We start from the raw sequence: 16,381 nt of genomic DNA, 5'->3' as shown, positions 1-16,381 counted from the left end.
GGACGTTCAGTCTACGGCCTCCGGCTGTCAATCGCATGTGGCTGAATAGCATGGACCCTGTGTCAGCACAGCAGCGCTTCGCCCAGGCCGTCGAGGCGTCGATCCAGCAGTACCTCGACGAGCGGGAGGCGGCGCTCACCGAGCTCGCCTCTGACGCCACGCCCCTCATCCGGCTGGTGCGTGAGATGGTCTCCGGCGGCAAGCGCGTGCGCAGCGCCTTCGTGCTCTGGGGCTGGCATGCCGTGACGGCTGCGCGACCCGACGCATCCCACACCACCGGCACCGAGCAGGACCCGGCCTGGGCAGACGCGGTGGGCGTCGCCACCGCCATCGAGCTCTTCCACGCCGCGGCGCTCGTGCACGACGACATCATCGACCAGTCCGACACCCGCAGGGGCCGCCCGTCGATGCACCGCTCGCTCGAGGCGCTGCACCGCGACGGCGAGTGGGTCGGCGACGCCGGCTCGTGGGGCGAGCACGCCGCGCTGCTGGCCGGCGATCTGCTGCTCAACTGGGCGGACGACCGGATGCTGCGCGCATGCAGGCAGGCGGCGCAGGGCGACGCGGTGCACGACGCCTACCGCCGCATGCGCGAGGAGGTCACCTTCGGGCAGTACCTCGACGTGCTCGAGGAGGCGGCGTGGATCAGGCAGGAGCCCGCGACGCTGCTCGACCGCGCCCACACCGTGGCGATCTACAAGTCGGCGAAGTACTCGGTGGAGGCGCCGCTGACGCTGGGCGCGCTGCTGGCCGGCGGATCCGAGGCGCAGCTCGACGCGCTCGCCGGCTACGGGCTGCCGGTCGGTGTCGCCTTCCAGATGCGCGACGACCTGCTGGGCGTCTTCGGCGACCCGGAGGTGACGGGCAAGCCCGCCGGCGACGACCTGCGCGAGGGCAAGCGCACGGTGCTGGTGGAGATCGCCCGCCAGCGGCTCTCCTCCGGCGTGCGCACGATGCTCGACGAGCTGCTGGGCGACCGCGAGCTCGACGAGCGGCAGATCGCGATCCTGCAGGACGCCATCCAGCGCTCGGAGGCGCCGCAGCGCCTCGAGGCGCTCATCGACCGCGCGGTCGGCGAGGCGCTCGAGTCGCTGCACGAGGGCGAGCTCTCGCGCTCGGCAGTGCTCGAGCTCGAGCGGCTCGCCGACACGGTCGCCAAGCGCGACCGCTGAGCGGCTCAGCCCTGCATCTGGGCGACGCGGCGCACCGATCTCGGTGATCGAGTAGCGCGAAGCGCGTATCGAGATCACGCAGCCCCCGGCGGTGGAGCGCGCGCAGCGCGTCTCGAACTCAAGCCGGCTCGCCGCGCTCCTGTGCGCTCTGTCGCCGACGGTAGCCCTCCCAATCGCGCTTCTTCGCAGCCCGAGCGATCGCCTGGAAGTCGCCCCGGATGAGCGCCTCGCGCTTCGCCCGGCTCCATCCCTGGATCTGCTTCTCGAGCGCGAACGCCGCAGCCACTGACTCGTCGAAGTGCGCGAACGCGAGTTCGACCGGCAGCCGGCGGCGCGTGTACGCGGCACCCTGGCCGCGCTGATGCTGATCGAGCCGGCGGTCGATGTCACGCGTGCTCCCGACGTACGTCGAGCCGTCGCGGCAGCGGAGGATGTAGACCCAAGGCATCGGCAGAGGATGCCATGGCACGACGGAAGCGCGGACGTGCCTTGCTGTGGCTGTGGATCGGGACCTCGATGCCCACGGCAGCCGGTGTGATCTCGATACGCGCTTCGCGCTACTCGATCAGCGACCGCGCGGGGTGATCTCGATACGCGCTTCGCGCTACTCGATCAGCGACGGAGAAGGGCTCAGCCCTGCATCTGGGCGACGCGGCGCACCTCGGCCTTGCGCCCCTGGCGGAGCGCGTCGACGGGCGTGGTGCCGAGCGCGTCGTCGTCGTTGATCAGCCAGTCGAGCGCCTCGTCCTCAGTGAAGCCCAGGTCGAGCAGCACGAGCAGCGTGCCGCGGATCTCGGACATCGGCTCGCCGTCGCGCAGCACCGCTGACGGCACCTGCACGGGGCCGTTCCTGCGCGTCGCGGGCAGGCGATGCTCCTCGATCAGGCGGTGGATGCGTCCCACCGGTTCATCGAGGATCTCCACCAGGTCGGGCACGGTGAGCCACTCGGGCTGCTGCGGCGCGGCGTCGGCCGCCGGTGCGTCGTCGGCGATCGGGGCCTGGGCCGCGGTGTCTGGATTCACGGTGTCTGGGTTCGCTGCGTCGTGCGTCACGCATCCATCATGCCCTGAACCCCGCGCGGATCGGCGTGGATCACCGGGATCGGCGCCCGCACCGCCTATCCTCACTGCGTGCCCGTCGACTCCCGCGATCCCGTCATCGGACGGACGATCGACCGTCGGTACGAGGTGGGCGATCGCATCGCGCGCGGCGGCATGGCGAGCGTCTACACCGGGCTCGACCTGCGGCTGGACCGCAAGGTCGCCGTCAAGGTCATGCACCCGCACCTGGGCGACGACCCGGAGTTCCGGGAGCGCTTCATCCAGGAGGCGAAGGCTGCCGCCCGCCTCGCCCACCCGAACGTCGTCAACACCTACGACCAGGGCGAGGACGGCGGCCTCGCCTGGCTCGTGATGGAGCTCGTGCCCTCCATCACGCTGCGCGACCTGCTCGCCGAGCGCGGCCGCATCACGCCGGAGCAGTCGCTGGACGTGCTCGAGGCGGTGCTGGCAGGCCTCGCCGCCGCGCATCGCGCAGGCATCGTGCACCGCGACCTCAAGCCTGAGAACATCCTGCTGGCGCACGACGGCCGCATCAAGATCGGCGACTTCGGGCTCGCTCGCGCCGCGAGTCAGAACACCGCGACCGGCAAGGCGCTGCTGGGCACCATCGCCTACCTCTCCCCCGAGCTCGTCACCCGCGGCATCGCCGACACCCGCAGCGACATCTACGCGGTCGGCATCATGCTGTTCGAGATGCTCACCGGCACCCAGCCGTTCACGGGTGATGAGCCGATGCAGATCGCGTACCAGCACGCGAACGACGACGTGCCGCTGCCGTCGCGCAGCGCCCAGGGCATCCCCGAGGCGCTGGACTCGCTCGTGCACTGGGCGACCCAGCGCGACCCGAACCTGCGGCCCGCCGACGCCGCAGAGATGCTCGCCGAGCTGCACGCGATCCGGGAGCGCGGCATCGACACGCCGACGACCGTGCTGCCCTTCCTCTCGGAGGACGAGCGCTCGACCACGATCATCGAGCGGCCGAGGAAGCAGCGCAGGCCGATCGTGACCGAGCCCGAGGTCGTGCACGACGGTGGCGACGGCAGGGCGACCACCGCGCTCACCCGACGCGTCACCCTGCGCCGCCGACGCGGCATCCTCTGGCTCGCGCTGGTGCTGCTGGGCGTGCTGCTCGCCGCCGGCGCCGGCTGGTGGTTCAACGGCGGCCCCGGCGGCAGCGCGACCGTGCCCGACGTGGCGGGCGTCGCCGAGGCCGACGCGCGCCTGGCGCTCGCGGAGCAGCGCATCGACGTCGACGTGGAGACGGTGAGCGAGCCCGACTACGACATGGCGGCCGGGCACGTGCTGCGCACGGAGCCGAGCGCCGGCACGGTGATCGGCAACGGCGAGATCGTGCGGCTCGTGCTCTCGGACGGGCGCCGTCAGCTGCAGGTGCCGGAGGTGCTCGGCCAGCAGCTCGACGCCGCTCGGGCAGCGCTCGAGACCGACTTCGTCGTCGCCGAGCCGATCGACGAGGTCTTCGACGGCGCCGAGGCCGGCACGGTGCTGGCCGCGGCAGACCCCGACGGCACCTCGCTCACCGACCTCGATTCGCTCGAGGAGCGCACGCCGGTGTCGCTGCGCGTCTCGCTCGGGCCCGTGCCGGCGGCCGCCGGCCAGCCGGCCGATGAGGCCGCGGCCGCCCTGCAGCAGGTGGGGCTGGTCGCCGACTTCTCGACCGAGCAGCACTCTGCCGAGGTGCCGCAGGGCCGTCTCATCAGCGTCGGCATCCCCGCGGGCGAGGTGCGTCGCGACGCGACCATCACCGGCGTCGTCTCGCTCGGCCCCGAGATGGTCGATGTGCCGGATGTGGTGGGCAAGCCGATCCCGGAAGCCCTCGACCTGCTCCGCGCGGCCAGGCTCGAGCCTGACTTGCAGACCAACGTTCCCGAGGCGCTCTGGGGCACCGGCATCGCCTCGATCCTCTCGCAGAGCATCGAGGCCGGCACCCCCGTCGAGATCGGCACGACCGTGACGATCGACGCGACCTTCTAGCGCGGCGCGACGCCGCGCATCCGTCGCATCACCCCGCGCGACGCGCGCGGACGGCTAGGCAGGGCGAGGCGCGGCGCGCGCGGACGGCTATGCAGGGCGAGGCGCGGCGCGCAGCTCCTCGGCCACCAGGAACGCGAGCTCGAGCGACTGCATGTGGTTCAGGCGCGGGTCGCAGAGCGACTCGTAGCGGGTCTCGAGGGCGACCTCGTCGATCGCCTCCGAGCCGCCGAGGCACTCGGTGACGTCGTCGCCGGTGAGCTCGACGTGGATGCCGCCGGGGAACGTGCCGACCTGGCGGTGCGCCTCGAAGAAGCCGCGCACCTCGTCGACCACGTCGTCGAAGCGGCGCGACTTGTAGCCGTTCTTCGTGGTGATGCCGTTGCCGTGCATGGGGTCGGTGACCCACAGCGGCGTCGACTCGAGCGACTTCGAGGCCTCGAGCAGGCCGGGCAGCACGTCGCGGATGCGGCCGGCGCCCATGCGGGTGATGAACGTCAGGCGGCCCGGCTCGCGCTCGGGGTCGAGCCGGTCGACGAGCGCCTCCATGTCGGCGGGCGTGGTCGTCGGGCCGAGCTTCACGCCGATCGGGTTGCGCACCCGCGAGAAGAAGTCGACGTGGGCACCGTCGAGCTCGCGCGTGCGCTCGCCGATCCACTGGAAGTGGCTGGAGGTGTTGTAGGCCAGGCCCGTGCGGGAGTCGATGCGCGTCATCGGGCGCTCGTAGTCCATCAGCAGGCCCTCGTGGCCGGTGAAGAACTCGACGCCCTTCAGCTCGTCGAAGTTGGCGCCGGCCGCCTCCATGAAGCGCACGGCGCGGTCGATCTCGCCGGCGAGCGCCTCGTACCGGGCGAACGAGGGGTTCTCGCCGAAGCCCTTGTTCCACGAGTGCACCTGGCGCAGGTCGGCGAAGCCACCCTGCGTGAACGCGCGCACCAGGTTCAGCGTCGAGGCGGCCATGTGGTAGCCGCGCAGGATGCGCTGCGGGTCGGCCGCGCGCGACTCCGGCGTGAAGTCGTAGCCGTTGACGATGTCGCCGCGGTAGGCGGGCAGCGTCAGCTCGCCCCGGGTCTCGTTGTCGCTCGAGCGAGGCTTCGCGAACTGGCCGGCCATGCGGCCCATCTTGATGACCGGCATCGCCGCGCCGTAGGTGAGCACGACCGCCATCTGCAGGATCGTCTTGACCCGGTTGCGGATGTTGTCGGCCGTGGCGCCGGCGAAGGTCTCGGCGCAGTCGCCGCCCTGCAGCAGGAAGGCCTCGCCGCGGGCGGCGGAGGCGAGCCGATCGCGCAGCATGTCGACCTCACCCGCGAACACCAGCGGCGGCGAGCTGCGCAGCTCGCGCCGCACCCGCTCGATCGCGGCCTCGTCCTGCCAGGTGGGCTGCTGCTTGATCGGCAGCGCTCGATACGCATCGAGGCCCTGCTCGATGGAGCCGTGCTCCATGAACGAAGGTGTCGCGATGGTGTCGGTCATGCCCTGCCTCAATGCTCCGGCGGCGCTTGTGCGCCGTCATCCAGTCTAGTCGCGGGCGGATCGCCTCAGCGGCCCGTCGAGCGGGCCGTGCGCTCGGCCTCCACGCGCGCCTTCACGCTCGAGGCGTAGACGTCGACGTACTCCTGATCGGAGATGCGGTTGAGCGTGACCATGATCTCGTCGGTGATCGAGCGCAGCACGAAGCGGTCGCCCTCGAGGTTGTAGTAGCGCGAGAAGTCGATCGGCTCGCCGAAGATCATCCCGATCCTCCCGACGCGCGGCAGCCGGCTGCCGATCGGCATGATCTTCTCGGTGTCGACCATCACGCACGGGATGACCGGCACGCGCGCGTCGAGCACCATGCGGGCGACGCCGGTGCGGCCGCGGTACATCTTGCCGTCCGGGCTGCGGGTGCCCTCGGGGTAGATGCCGATGAGCTGGCCCTCCTGCAGCTTCTGCAGCGCCGCGTTCAGGCTCTGCGAGCTCTTCTCGCCGCCCGAGCGATCCATCGGCAGCTGCCCGACACCGAGGAAGAACCACCGCATGAGCCTGCCCTTGAGGCCCTTGCCGTTGAAGTAGTCGGACTTCGCCAGGAAGTAGACGCGGCGCTGGAGCACCAGCGGCATCAGAAAGGAGTCGATCACCGAGAGGTGGTTGCCGGCGATGATCGCGCCGCCGTGCTCGGGCAGGTTCTCGAGCCCGGCGACCCAGGGTCGGAACACCCGCGTGATGTAGGGGCCGACAATCCAATGTCGCAGCAGCCAGTAGATCATCGCCACCTCCTCGGGGATCGAGCCTAGGGCAGTGGGATGCTCCCTACAGACATGCGCGCCGTTGAGGGATCCTCGCGAGCGCCGACCCTAGACTGAGCCGAACGCACGAAAGCCGAAGGAGTCCCAGTGCCCGAGCTCACCACCCCAGAGGGTGTCATCCCTCCCGTCGTCACCCCGGATCCTGAGGCGAACGTCACCGATCTGCTCGAGGACACCGTCCGCAAGCATCCTGACTCCCCGCTGTTCTCCTTGCCCGAGGGCGAGGGCTGGCGCGACATCTCCGCCACCGAGTTCAAGCGCCAGGTGGTCGCGCTCGCCAAGGGCTTCGTCGCGGCCGGCATCCAGCCGGGCGACTCCGTGGGCTTCATGTGCAAGGTGCGCTACGAGTTCTCGCTGGTCGACTTCGCCCTCTGGTACGCCGGCGCCCGCATGGTGCCCGTCTACGAGACCTCCGCCCCCTCGCAGATCCAGTGGATCCTCTCCGACGGCGGCGCGAGCCGCGTGATCCTCGAGGACGCCGAGCTGGTCTCGCGCTTCGATGAGGCGCACGGCGACCTGCCCGCCATCAGCGACGTGTGGCGCATCGACCGCGGTGACCTCGACCGGCTGGTCGAACAGGGCAAGGACGTTGCCGACGAGGAGATCGAGCGCCGCCGCTCGCTCGCGGTCGGCAGCGACATCGCCACCCTCATCTACACCTCCGGCGCCACCGGCCGCCCCAAGGGCACGATGCTGACGCACTCGAACTTCGTCGAGCTGTGCCGCAACGCCGCCGTGGAGATGGCGGATGTGGTCCGCCCCGGCGCCGCCACCCTGCTGTTCGTCACGCAGGCGCACGTGTTCGCGCGCTTCATCTCGGTGCTCGGCATCGCCGCCGCGGTGCGGGTGGGCCACCAGTCCGACACGAAGCAGCTGCTGCCGTCGATGGGCTCGTTCAAGCCCACCTTCTTCCTCGCCGTGCCGCGCGTGTTCGAGAAGGTCTACAACGCCAGCGAGCAGAAGGCCGAGGCCGGCGGCAAGGGCAAGATCTTCCGCGCCGCCGCGCTGGCGGCCGTCGCGCACTCGAAGGCGATCGACGCCGGCCACGTGCCGCTGGGGCTCAAGCTGCGCTTCGCCGTGCTCGACAAGCTCGTGCTCAGCAAGCTGAAGGTGGCGCTGGGCGGCAACGTCAAGTACGCCGTCTCCGGCTCGGCCCCGCTGTCGATCTTCCTGGCCCACTTCTACCGCTCGCTCGGCATCCGCATCCTGGAGGGCTACGGCCTCACCGAGACGACGGCGCCGCTGACGGTCAACGTGCCCAGCAAGTTCAAGATCGGCACGGTCGGCCCCGCGCTGCCCGGCAACGGGGTGAAGATCGCCGAGGACGGCGAAGTGCTCGGCAAGGGCGCCGCCGTCTTCGCCGGCTACTGGAACAACGAGCAGGCCACCAAGGAGTCCTTCACCGAGGACGGCTGGTTCCACACCGGTGACATCGGCTCGCTCGACGCGGACGGCTACCTGACCATCACGGGCCGCAAGAAGGAGATCATCGTCACCGCCGCGGGCAAGAACGTCGCCCCGAACGTGCTCGAGGACCCGATCCGCTCCAACACCATCATCGGCCAGCCCGTGGTGGTCGGCGACCAGCGCAAGTTCATCGCGGCGCTCATCACGCTCGACTCGGAGATGCTCGGCACCTGGCTCAAGAACAACGGCCACGACGAGCACATGTCACTGGCCGACGCGGCGGCGTTCCCGCCGGTCATCGACGAGGTGCGCGTGGCGATCAAGCGCGCCAACAAGCAGGTCTCGCGCGCCGAGTCGGTGCGCAAGTTCGCGATCATCCCGGTCGAGTTCATCGAGGCCAACGGCCACCTGACGCCGAAGATGTCGATCAAGCGCCACAACATCCTGAAGGACTACGCCGCCGAGATCGACGACATCTACGCGTCGAACTCGACCGCGCACGACGTCGGCGAGTGATCGCACGGATCCCGGAGTGACCGGATGATCGAGCCGCACGCCCCCCAGGACGCCGTGGCGGTCGCCGATCACTACGACGAGCTCGACCTGATCTATCGCCGGGTGTGGGGCGAGCACGTCCACCACGGGCTCTGGACGACCGGGCGCGAGACGCCTGCGGAGGCTGTCGAGGCTGCAGCCCAGCGAGGCGTGCGTCGACATCGGCTGCGGCTACGGCGGCACCGCGAGGCGGCTCGCGGCGACCCGCGAGGTCGGGGTCATCGGCGTCACCCTCTCCGCCGAGCAGGCCCGGCACGCGGCGACGCACCCCGCTCCCGGCGTGGAGATCCGCGTGCGCGACTGGCTCGAGAGCGGTCTGCCCGGCGGCTCGGCCGACGCCGCGTGGGCGATCGAGTCGAGCGAGCACATGGTCGACAAGCCCGCGTTCTTCGCCGAGGCCCATCGCGTCCTGGCGCCCGGCGGCCGCTTCGTCGTCTGCGCATGGCTCGCCGAGACGGGCGCGAGCGGCTGGAAGGTCCGCCACCTGCTGGAGCCGATCTGCCGGGAGGGCCGCCTGCCCTCGATGGGCACGCGCGAGGAGTACGCGGCGATGGCACGGGACGCCGGCTTCGAGATCGTCGGCTACGAGGACGTCAGCCAGCGCGTCGCGCGCACCTGGACGATCTGCGCGCGTCGGCTCGCGCGAGCGCTGGTGGTCGATCGGGAGATCCGCCGGATCGGACTCGCCGCGCGCAACCGCATCTTCGCGCTGTCGTTCCCTCGTCTCATCGTGGCCTACCGCATCGGCCCGATGCGGTACGGCATCTTCACGCTCGTCAAGGTCGATCCGGCCCAGCAGGGCTGAGGCCTGCCCTGCCGCGCGGGTCGGCTCAGTACCAGTCGGCCTTGCGCACCTCGGCCATCGCGAGCGAGCGCACATCCTTCTCGAGCGCCTGCAGGTAGAGCTTCCCGTCGAGGTGCGCCATCTCGTGCTGCAGCATCTGCGCCATCAGGCCCTCCCCCTCGAGCACGACCTCGGCGCCGGCCGTGTCGACACCGATCACGCGGCAGAACGGATGGCGCGGGGTCGGGAAGCCGAGCTCGGGCACCGACAGGCAGCCCTCGTCGACGAGCTCGGGCTCGCCCCGCACCTCGTCGATGCGCGGGTTGAGCACGTAGCCGAGCTCGCCGTCGACGAAGTAGGAGAAGGCCGCCTTCGCGACGCCGATCTGGCAGGCGGCGACGCCGGCGCGGCCCGGCAGCTGCACGGTGTCGAGCAGGTCCTGCACGAGCGCGGCGGTCGCGGCACCGGCGGGGTCGACCGGCGCGGCGCGCTCTCGCAGCACCGGGTCGCCGAAGACCCGGATCTCGCGGACGCTCATGCCGGCGCCACCACCACGATCAGGTCGCCCGCCTGCACCGGCGTCGTGCCGGGCAGCGCGAGGCGCTCGACGGTGCCGGCGATCGGCGTCGTGATCGCGGCCTCCATCTTCATCGCCTCGATGGTCGCGACGGCGTCGCCGGCCGCGACGGTGTCGCCCTCGGCGACCTTGACGGTGACCGCCCCCGCGAACGGGGCCGCGATCTGGCCCGCCACCGACGCATCCGCCTTCTCCACCTGCGGCTTGTCGACCTTCACCGAGCGGTCGCGCACGTAGACGGGGCGCAGCTGGCCGCCCAGCACGGTCATGACCGTGACCATGCCGTCGTCGTCGGGCTCGCCGACCGCCTCGAGCTCGACGTTGAGGGTGACGCCGCGGCCGATGCCGACGTGGTGCTCCTCACCCTGCTGCATGCCGTAGAGGTAGTCGATCGTGTCGACCACCGAGAGGTCGCCGTACTGCTCGCGGCTCTCGTCGAAGGCCTTGGTCGGTGCGGCGAAGAGCAGCTCGTTGAGCGCGTGCCGACGGTCGGCGCCGGGCGCCGTGAGCCGCTCGGCCTGCTCGGGCTCGAGCGGCGTGACCGAGATGTCGACCTCGCGCCCGGCGAGCACCTTCGAGCGGAAGGGCTCCGGCCAGCCGCCGGGCAGGTCGCCCAGCTCGCCCGCCATGAAGCCGATCACCGAGTCAGGGATGTCGAACTTGCGCGGGTCGGCCTCGAACTCCTCCGGGGTGACGCCCAGCGCGACCAGCTGCAGCGCGAGATCGCCGACCACCTTCGAGGAGGGGGTGACCTTCGTCGGGCGGCCGAGGATGCGGGATGCCGCGGCGTACCAGTCCTCGATCTTCTCGAAGTCGTCGGCGAGGCCGAGCGCGATCGCCTGCTGGCGCAGGTTGGAGAGCTGGCCGCCCGGGATCTCGTGGTGGTAGACGCGGCCGGTGGGGCCGGGCAGGCCCGACTCGAACGGCTTGTAGAGGCGGCGCACGGCCTCCCAGTAGGGCTCGAGCTCGCTGACGGCATCGAGCGAGATGCCGGTGTCGCGCTCGGTGTGGGCGACGGCGGCGACGAGCGCCGACAGCGAGGGCTGGCTGGTGGTGCCCGACATCGGCGCGCTCGCCACGTCGACCGCGTCGACCCCCGCCTCCGAGGCGGCGAGCAGCGTCGCCAGCTGGCCGCCGGCGGTGTCGTGCGTGTGCAGGTGCACCGGTACGTCGAAGCGCTCGCGCAGCGCGGAGACGAGCTTCGAGGCCGCCCCGGCGCGCAGCAGGCCGGCCATGTCCTTGATCGCCAGCACGTGCGCGCCGGCGTCGACGATGCGCTCGGCGAGCCGCAGGTAGTAGTCGAGCGTGTAGAGGTCCTCCGCCGGGTTCAGCATGTCGCCCGAGTAGCAGAACGCCACCTCGGCGACGGTCGTGCCGGTCTCCAGCACGGCATCGATCGCCGGGCGCATCTGGTCGACGTCGTTGAGCGCGTCGAAGATGCGGAACACGTCGATGCCGGTCGCGGCGGCCTCCTCCACGAACGCGGCCGTGACCTCGGTCGGGTACGGCGTGTAGCCGACGGTGTTGCGGCCGCGCAGCAGCATCTGCAGCGGGATGTTGGGCATCGCCTCGCGGATGCCGGCGAGGCGCTCCCAGGGGTCCTCGCCCAGGAAGCGCAGCGCCACGTCGTAGGTGGCGCCGCCCCAGGCCTCCATCGAGAGCAGCTGCGGCGTCATGCGCGCGACGTGCGGCGCGACGGCGACCAGGTCGGCGGTGCGCACGCGCGTGGCGAGCAGCGACTGGTGCGCGTCGCGGAAGGTGGTCTCGGTGACCGCGAGCGAGGTGCGCTCGCGCAGCGCGCTCGCCCAGCCGGTCGGGCCGAGCTCGAGCAGCCGCTGGCGCTCGCCGTCGGGCGCGGGGGCGTCGATATCGATCTCCGGCAGCTTGATCGCCGGGTTGATGACGCCGTCGGCCGAGCCGTGCGGCTTGTTGACGGTGACGTCGGCCAGCCACGACAGCACCTTCGAGGCGCGGTCCTTCGGCGGGTTGATGCGCGTGAGCTCGGGGTGCTCGTCGATGAAGAGTGTCGAGACGTCGCCGGCGCGGAACTCCTCGTCGTCGAGCAGGTTCAGCAGGAACGGGATGTTCGTGGCCACGCCGCGGATGCGGAACTCGCTGACCGCGCGGTGGGCGCGGCGGATGGCGGTGTCGAGGTCGCGGCCGCGACAGGTGACCTTCGCGAGCATGGAGTCGAAGTGCGGGCTCACCTCGGTGCCGGGGTTGATGGTGCCGCCGTCGAGACGGACGCCGGCGCCGCCGGGCGAGCGGTAGGCGGTGATGCGGCCGGTGTCGGGGCGGAAGCCATCCGCCGGGTTCTCGGTCGTCACGCGGCACTGCAGCGCGGCGCCGTGCATCTCGATGTTGTCCTGCAGCAGGCCGAGCTCGGCCAGCGTCTCGCCGGCTGCGATGCGGATCTGGCTGGCGACGAGGTCGACGTCGGTGATCTCCTCGGTGACGGTGTGCTCGACCTGGATGCGCGGGTTCATCTCGATGAACACGTGCTCGCCGGCGCGCTCACCGGCGGTGTCGAGCAGGAACTCGACGGTGCCGGCGTTGACGTAGCCGATCGACTTCGCGAAGGCGATCGCGTCGCGGTACATCGCGTCCCGCTGCTGCTGGCTGAGGTTCGGCGCCGGTGCGAGCTCGACCACCTTCTGGTGGCGGCGCTGCACCGAGCAGTCGCGCTCGAACAGGTGCACCGTCTCGCCCGTGGCGTCGGCGAGGATCTGCACCTCGATGTGGCGCGGGCGCACGACGGCCTGCTCGATGAACATGGTGGCGTCCCCGAACGCGCTGTCGGCCTCGCGCATGGCGGCCTCGAGCGCCTCCCGCAGGTCTTCGCGCTTCTGGACCAGACGCATCCCTCGACCACCGCCGCCGGCGACGGCCTTGCAGAAGACCGGAAAGCCGATCTCGTCGGCGCCCGCGATGAGCACGTCCATGTCGGTGGTGGCGGGCGTCGATGCGAGCACCGGCACGCCCGCGGCGATCGCGTGCTCCTTGGCCGTCACCTTGTTGCCTGCCATGGCCAGCACGGAGGCGCCGGGGCCGACGAAGGTGATGCCTGCTTCCGCCGCGGCGGTGGCGAGCTCGGGGTTCTCGCTCAGGAAGCCGTAGCCGGGGTAGATCGCGTCGGCGCCGGCGTCCTTGGCGACCCGGATGATCTCGCTCACCGTCAGGTAGGCGCGCACCGGGCGGCCCGGTTCGCCGATCTGGTAGGCCTCGTCGGCCTTCTGGCTGTGCAGCGAGTTGCGGTCCTCGTGGGCGAAGACGGCGACCGTCTTCACTCCCAGCTCATTGGCTGCCCGGAAGGCTCGGATCGCGATCTCGCCGCGGTTGGCTACGAGCAGCTTCGTGAACATGCAGGAACCCTCCGAGGTGTGGCGGCGCTTCCGATCCAATCTAGTGCCGCTAGGCTTGGCCGCCGTGCACGTACTCTCGATCAGCTCCCTCAAAGGCGGCGTCGGCAAGACCACGGTGACGCTCGGTCTCGCCTCCGCCGCATTCGCGAAGGGTCTCCGCACCCTGGTGGTCGATCTCGACCCGCAATCCGATGCCTCCACCGGCATGGACATCGAGATCGAGGGCCGACTCAACATCGCGGATGTCCTCGCCAACCCCAAGGACAAGGTCGTCCAGCAGGCGATCTCGCCCTCGGGCTGGACCCAGGGCCACGGCGGCACCATCGACGTGCTGATCGGCAGCCCGTCGGCGATCAACTTCGACGGCCCGCATCCGACCATCAAGGACATCTGGAAGCTCGAGACGGCCCTCGCGACCGTCGAGAACGACTACGACCTGGTGCTGGTCGACTGCGCCCCCTCGCTCAATGCGCTCACGCGCACCGCATGGGCGGCCTCCGACCGCGTGCTGGTGGTCACCGAGCCGGGCCTGTTCTCGGTCGCGGCCGCCGACCGCGCGCTGCGCGCGATCGAGGAGATCCGCCGCGGGCTCAGCCCGCGCCTGCAGCCGCTCGGCATCGTCGTGAACCGCGCGCGGCCGCAGTCGCTCGAGCACCAGTACCGCATCCAGGAGCTCAAGGACATGTTCGGCCCGCTCGTGCTCGACGCGGTGCTGCCCGAGCGCACCTCCATGCAGCAGGCGCAGGGCGCCGCCCGGCCGCTGCACGTGTGGCCCGGCGAGGGCGCGCAGGAGATGGCGCTGCAGTTCGACGAGCTGCTGCAGCTGGTGCTGACCGCCGCAGGCCGCGCCGGCGACGAGGCGGCATCCGGCCGCCGCATCCCCGCGCCGACCGCCGCCGTCGACGCCACGGCGGCGGCAGAGCTCGAGGAGGCCGCCGCTGAGGCAGAGGCTGCCGAGGGCGAGAGCGGCGAGCCCGGCAAGACCGACAAGCAGTAGCCGACCTCACACCGAGGCGATGCGCTCCCCCGTGCGCGGCATGCCGCGCTCGACGACCGCGCCGTCGGCCACGCGCCGGGAGGGCCCGAGCTCGACGGCGATGCCGGATGCGCTCGGCCAGTCGAGCGAGTCGGTGGCCTGCAGGTGCAGGTGCGGCTCGGTGCTGTTGCCGGAGCCACCGCACTCGGCCGGCTGCTGGCCGGCCGTCACCCGGTCCCCGACCCGCGCGGCTGCTACCGGGCGCGGGCTCAGGCCGTGCGGCTCTTGCGCGCGCGGCGGGCGGCGAGCTCGTCGACCGGCTGCTGGTCGACCTGGGTGACCTCGAGCTCGATCAGCTGCGTCTCGACCTCGCGCAGCACCTTGCCGACCGCGATGCCGAACACGCCCTGGCCGCGACCGAGGAGGTCGATGACCTCGTCGTTCGAGGTGCACAGGTAGACGCTCGCGCCGTCGGAGATGAGGGTGGTCTGGGTCAGGTCGCGCACGCCGGCGTCGTGCAGCTGCACGATGGCGACGCGGATCTGCTGCAGCGAGATGCCGGTGTCGAGCAGGCGCTTGACGAGCTTCAGCACCAGGATGTCGCGGAAGGAGTAGAGGCGCTGGCTGCCGGAGCCGGTGGCCGAGCGGACGGTCGGCTCGACCAGCCCGGTGCGCGCCCAGTAGTCGAGCTGGCGGTAGGTGATGCCAGCCGCGTCTGCGGCGATGGCGCCCTTGTAGCCGACGGCGTCGTCCTCCTGCGGGAGGCCGTCGGTGAACAGCAGACCGAGCTCGTGGCGGTTCGTCCCGCCCTGGTCTGCATCCCGGCTGCCGTCGCGCATTGCCGTCCCTTCCACTGCTGGGCTCAACCTTCAAGTAATGGTTGAGTGTTGGCCCCACCGTAGCGACCCGACGCGTCGTCCCCGGGGATATCCGGATCGGGCGGCGTGTCGGGGCCGAGTCTACGCCCTGCCGCCGACGACGGACAGGGGCGCGCCAGCGATCAGGCGCCGAGCGAGTCGCGCGTGAGCAGCTCGCGCACCGACTGGATCTGGCCGGCGAGGTCGCGCGCCGCCTCCGCCGCCTTCGCCTGGCTGCCGGTCTCGCGACGGCCGCGCATGGGCTTCAGCGCCGACTCGATCAGCGCCGCCTCGCGCTGCGCCGACTGCCGCATGCCGCGCAGGTGGCGCGGCTCGATGCCGAAGCGCTGCAGCTCGACCAGGGACTTCAGCGCCTGCACGGCGGCATCGCCGAACGGCTCGGCGCCCGGCACCAGCTGCGCGGAGAGCGCATCGGCGAGCAGCTGCTTCGATGCGCCCGTCTCGGCCTGCAGCTCCGCCCGCGACAGCCGCCGCTCGGCGCCCAGGATGGAGGGAGCCTCGACGCGCACGTTCGCGCCGGGGATCTGCGGCGTGCGACCGGCGTCGATGTCGTCGAGGTGGCCGAGGATCACCTTGAGCGGCAGGTAGTGGTCGCGCTGCAGCGTCAGGATGTAGCGCAGCCGCTCGAGGTCGGCGGCGTCGAACTTGCGGTAGCCGGAGCTGGTGCGCTGGGGCGAGATGAGCCCCTGGTCCTCGAGGAAGCGCAGCTTCGACGGCGACAGGTCGGGGAACTCCGGGCCCAGCTTCGCCAGCACCTGGCCGATGGAGAGGAGGCCGGCGGGCTTCCTCGCCGCCTGTGCGCTCACGCCCGCTGCTCGAGGTCGAGCCGCGAGCGGTAGAACGTGAGCCGGAACTTGCCGACCTGCACCTCGGCGCCGTCGCGCAGCACGACCGACTCGACGCGCTCGCCGTTGTGGTACGTGCCGTTGAGCGAGCCGAGGTCGCGCAGCTCGAAGGCCGTGCCGGAGCGGGCGAACTCCGCGTGCCGGCGCGAGACGGTGACGTCGTCGAGGAAGATGTCGGCGTCGGGGTGGCGGCCGGCGACGGTGGAGTCCTGGTCGAGCAGGAAGCGCGCGCCCACGTTCGGCCCGCGGCGCACGACCAGGATCGCCGAGCCAGAGGGAAGCGAGGCGACAGCCTCGCGGTCCTCGGGCGAGGTGCCCTCGATCATCGCCGCCAGCTGTGCGCGGTAGTCGTCACCCCATGACTGCGTGCTCTCGCCGTCGCGGCCGTCGTGCTCGGTCATGCGGTTCCTCCACGCGAATGGTGCCAGCGGGCGCTGGCGGACGTTCAGCATAGCGTCGGAGCCTGTGCGGAGAGCCCATCGCTGG

General features: G+C 71.3%; 15 protein-coding genes. 5 read left to right on the top strand and 10 right to left on the bottom strand.

Translation table 11 applies throughout. From position 1 onward, the window contains the following. Positions 1-59 precede the first annotated feature (59 nt). Positions 60-1,172, top strand: a complete 1,113-nt coding sequence (locus J1M46_RS02830; RefSeq protein ID WP_206446437.1) for a polyprenyl synthetase family protein — start codon at positions 60-62, stop codon at positions 1,170-1,172. Positions 1,173-1,290: 118 nt separating this feature from the next. Here the strand turns inward: J1M46_RS02830 and J1M46_RS02825 are convergent, their stop codons facing one another. After that, positions 1,291-1,620, bottom strand: coding sequence for a GIY-YIG nuclease family protein (locus tag J1M46_RS02825; RefSeq protein ID WP_206446436.1), 330 nt, complete (start codon positions 1,618-1,620; stop codon positions 1,291-1,293). Positions 1,621-1,802: 182 nt separating this feature from the next. Next, the gene (locus J1M46_RS02820; protein WP_342384243.1) at positions 1,803-2,225 is read right to left on the bottom strand and encodes an Rv2175c family DNA-binding protein; all 423 of its coding nucleotides are present in this window, start codon (positions 2,223-2,225) and stop codon (positions 1,803-1,805) included. 78 nt (positions 2,226-2,303) lie between these two features. On the opposite strand from J1M46_RS02820, the gene pknB reads away from it, so the two are divergent. Continuing rightward, entirely contained in the window at positions 2,304-4,226 is a 1,923-nt protein-coding gene (pknB, locus tag J1M46_RS02815) for a Stk1 family PASTA domain-containing Ser/Thr kinase (RefSeq protein WP_342384242.1), read from the top strand. 87 nt (positions 4,227-4,313) lie between these two features. Here the strand turns inward: pknB and J1M46_RS02810 are convergent, their stop codons facing one another. Both J1M46_RS02810 and J1M46_RS02805 read right to left on the bottom strand, forming a co-directional pair. Beyond that, positions 4,314-5,699 (bottom strand): class II 3-deoxy-7-phosphoheptulonate synthase, encoded by a 1,386-nt coding sequence (locus J1M46_RS02810; protein ID WP_241248988.1) that lies wholly within the window; start codon positions 5,697-5,699, stop codon positions 4,314-4,316. Positions 5,700-5,764: 65 nt separating this feature from the next. Continuing rightward, positions 5,765-6,472, bottom strand: coding sequence for a lysophospholipid acyltransferase family protein (locus tag J1M46_RS02805; RefSeq protein ID WP_206446435.1), 708 nt, complete (start codon positions 6,470-6,472; stop codon positions 5,765-5,767). Between the two features lie 126 nt (positions 6,473-6,598). Between J1M46_RS02805 and J1M46_RS02800 the strand changes: the two genes are divergently transcribed. Both J1M46_RS02800 and J1M46_RS02795 read left to right on the top strand, forming a co-directional pair. Continuing rightward, positions 6,599-8,434, top strand: a complete 1,836-nt coding sequence (locus J1M46_RS02800) for an AMP-binding protein (RefSeq protein ID WP_206446434.1) — start codon at positions 6,599-6,601, stop codon at positions 8,432-8,434. A gap of 94 nt (positions 8,435-8,528) precedes the next feature. Continuing rightward, positions 8,529-9,278: a class I SAM-dependent methyltransferase gene (locus J1M46_RS02795; protein WP_342384404.1), complete on the top strand. Its 750-nt coding sequence runs from the start codon at positions 8,529-8,531 to the stop codon at positions 9,276-9,278. A 25-nt stretch (positions 9,279-9,303) separates the two neighbouring features. Here the strand turns inward: J1M46_RS02795 and J1M46_RS02790 are convergent, their stop codons facing one another. Together J1M46_RS02790 and J1M46_RS02785 are read right to left on the bottom strand one after the other, a co-directional pair. Next, on the bottom strand, positions 9,304-9,795 hold the full coding sequence (locus J1M46_RS02790; RefSeq protein WP_206446433.1) for a peptide deformylase: 492 nt from the start codon (positions 9,793-9,795) through the stop codon (positions 9,304-9,306). Next, the gene (locus J1M46_RS02785) at positions 9,792-13,196 is read right to left on the bottom strand and encodes a pyruvate carboxylase (protein ID WP_206446432.1); all 3,405 of its coding nucleotides are present in this window, start codon (positions 13,194-13,196) and stop codon (positions 9,792-9,794) included. Before J1M46_RS02785 ends, J1M46_RS02790 begins: the two co-directional genes overlap by 4 nt. Before the next feature lie 64 nt (positions 13,197-13,260). On the opposite strand from J1M46_RS02785, the gene J1M46_RS02780 reads away from it, so the two are divergent. Further along, positions 13,261-14,193: an AAA family ATPase gene (locus J1M46_RS02780; protein WP_206446431.1), complete on the top strand. Its 933-nt coding sequence runs from the start codon at positions 13,261-13,263 to the stop codon at positions 14,191-14,193. Between the two features lie 6 nt (positions 14,194-14,199). On the opposite strand, the gene J1M46_RS15195 is transcribed toward J1M46_RS02780, so the two are convergent. The 4 genes from J1M46_RS15195 to J1M46_RS02760 form a co-directional block, all read right to left on the bottom strand. Then, complete coding sequence (locus J1M46_RS15195) at positions 14,200-14,403, bottom strand: M23 family metallopeptidase (RefSeq protein ID WP_241248986.1); 204 nt, start codon at positions 14,401-14,403, stop codon at positions 14,200-14,202. 38 nt (positions 14,404-14,441) lie between these two features. Next, positions 14,442-15,011, bottom strand: coding sequence for a MerR family transcriptional regulator (locus J1M46_RS02770; RefSeq protein WP_206446430.1), 570 nt, complete (start codon positions 15,009-15,011; stop codon positions 14,442-14,444). 161 nt (positions 15,012-15,172) lie between these two features. Continuing rightward, positions 15,173-15,856, bottom strand: coding sequence for a transcriptional regulator FtsR (gene ftsR / locus J1M46_RS02765; protein WP_206446429.1), 684 nt, complete (start codon positions 15,854-15,856; stop codon positions 15,173-15,175). Continuing rightward, positions 15,853-16,296 carry an FHA domain-containing protein gene (locus J1M46_RS02760; protein ID WP_206446428.1) on the bottom strand — a complete coding sequence of 148 codons (444 nt, stop codon included), beginning with the start codon at positions 16,294-16,296 and terminating at the stop codon, positions 15,853-15,855. Before J1M46_RS02760 ends, ftsR begins: the two co-directional genes overlap by 4 nt. Positions 16,297-16,381 lie beyond the last annotated feature (85 nt).

This window comes from Agrococcus sp. KRD186 (assembly GCF_017168255.1).
Classification (GTDB): Bacteria; Actinomycetota; Actinomycetes; order Actinomycetales; family Microbacteriaceae; genus Agrococcus.
The sequence above is the reverse complement of the archived record's forward strand: the minus strand, read 5'-3'. Positions and strand labels throughout refer to the sequence as shown.

Excerpts from the sequence above, each read along its gene's own strand:
- J1M46_RS02825 (WP_206446436.1), bottom strand. The coding sequence starts at position 1,620 with ATGCCTTGGGTCTACATCCTCCGCTGCCGCGACGGCTCGACGTACGTC.
- J1M46_RS02810 (WP_241248988.1), bottom strand. The coding sequence starts at position 5,699 with ATGACCGACACCATCGCGACACCTTCGTTCATGGAGCACGGCTCCATC.
- J1M46_RS02805 (WP_206446435.1), bottom strand. The coding sequence starts at position 6,472 with ATGATCTACTGGCTGCTGCGACATTGGATTGTCGGCCCCTACATCACG.
- J1M46_RS02790 (WP_206446433.1), bottom strand. The coding sequence starts at position 9,795 with ATGAGCGTCCGCGAGATCCGGGTCTTCGGCGACCCGGTGCTGCGAGAG.
- J1M46_RS02785 (WP_206446432.1), bottom strand. The coding sequence starts at position 13,196 with ATGTTCACGAAGCTGCTCGTAGCCAACCGCGGCGAGATCGCGATCCGA.
- J1M46_RS02770 (WP_206446430.1), bottom strand. The coding sequence starts at position 15,011 with ATGCGCGACGGCAGCCGGGATGCAGACCAGGGCGGGACGAACCGCCAC.
- J1M46_RS02760 (WP_206446428.1), bottom strand. The coding sequence starts at position 16,296 with ATGACCGAGCACGACGGCCGCGACGGCGAGAGCACGCAGTCATGGGGT.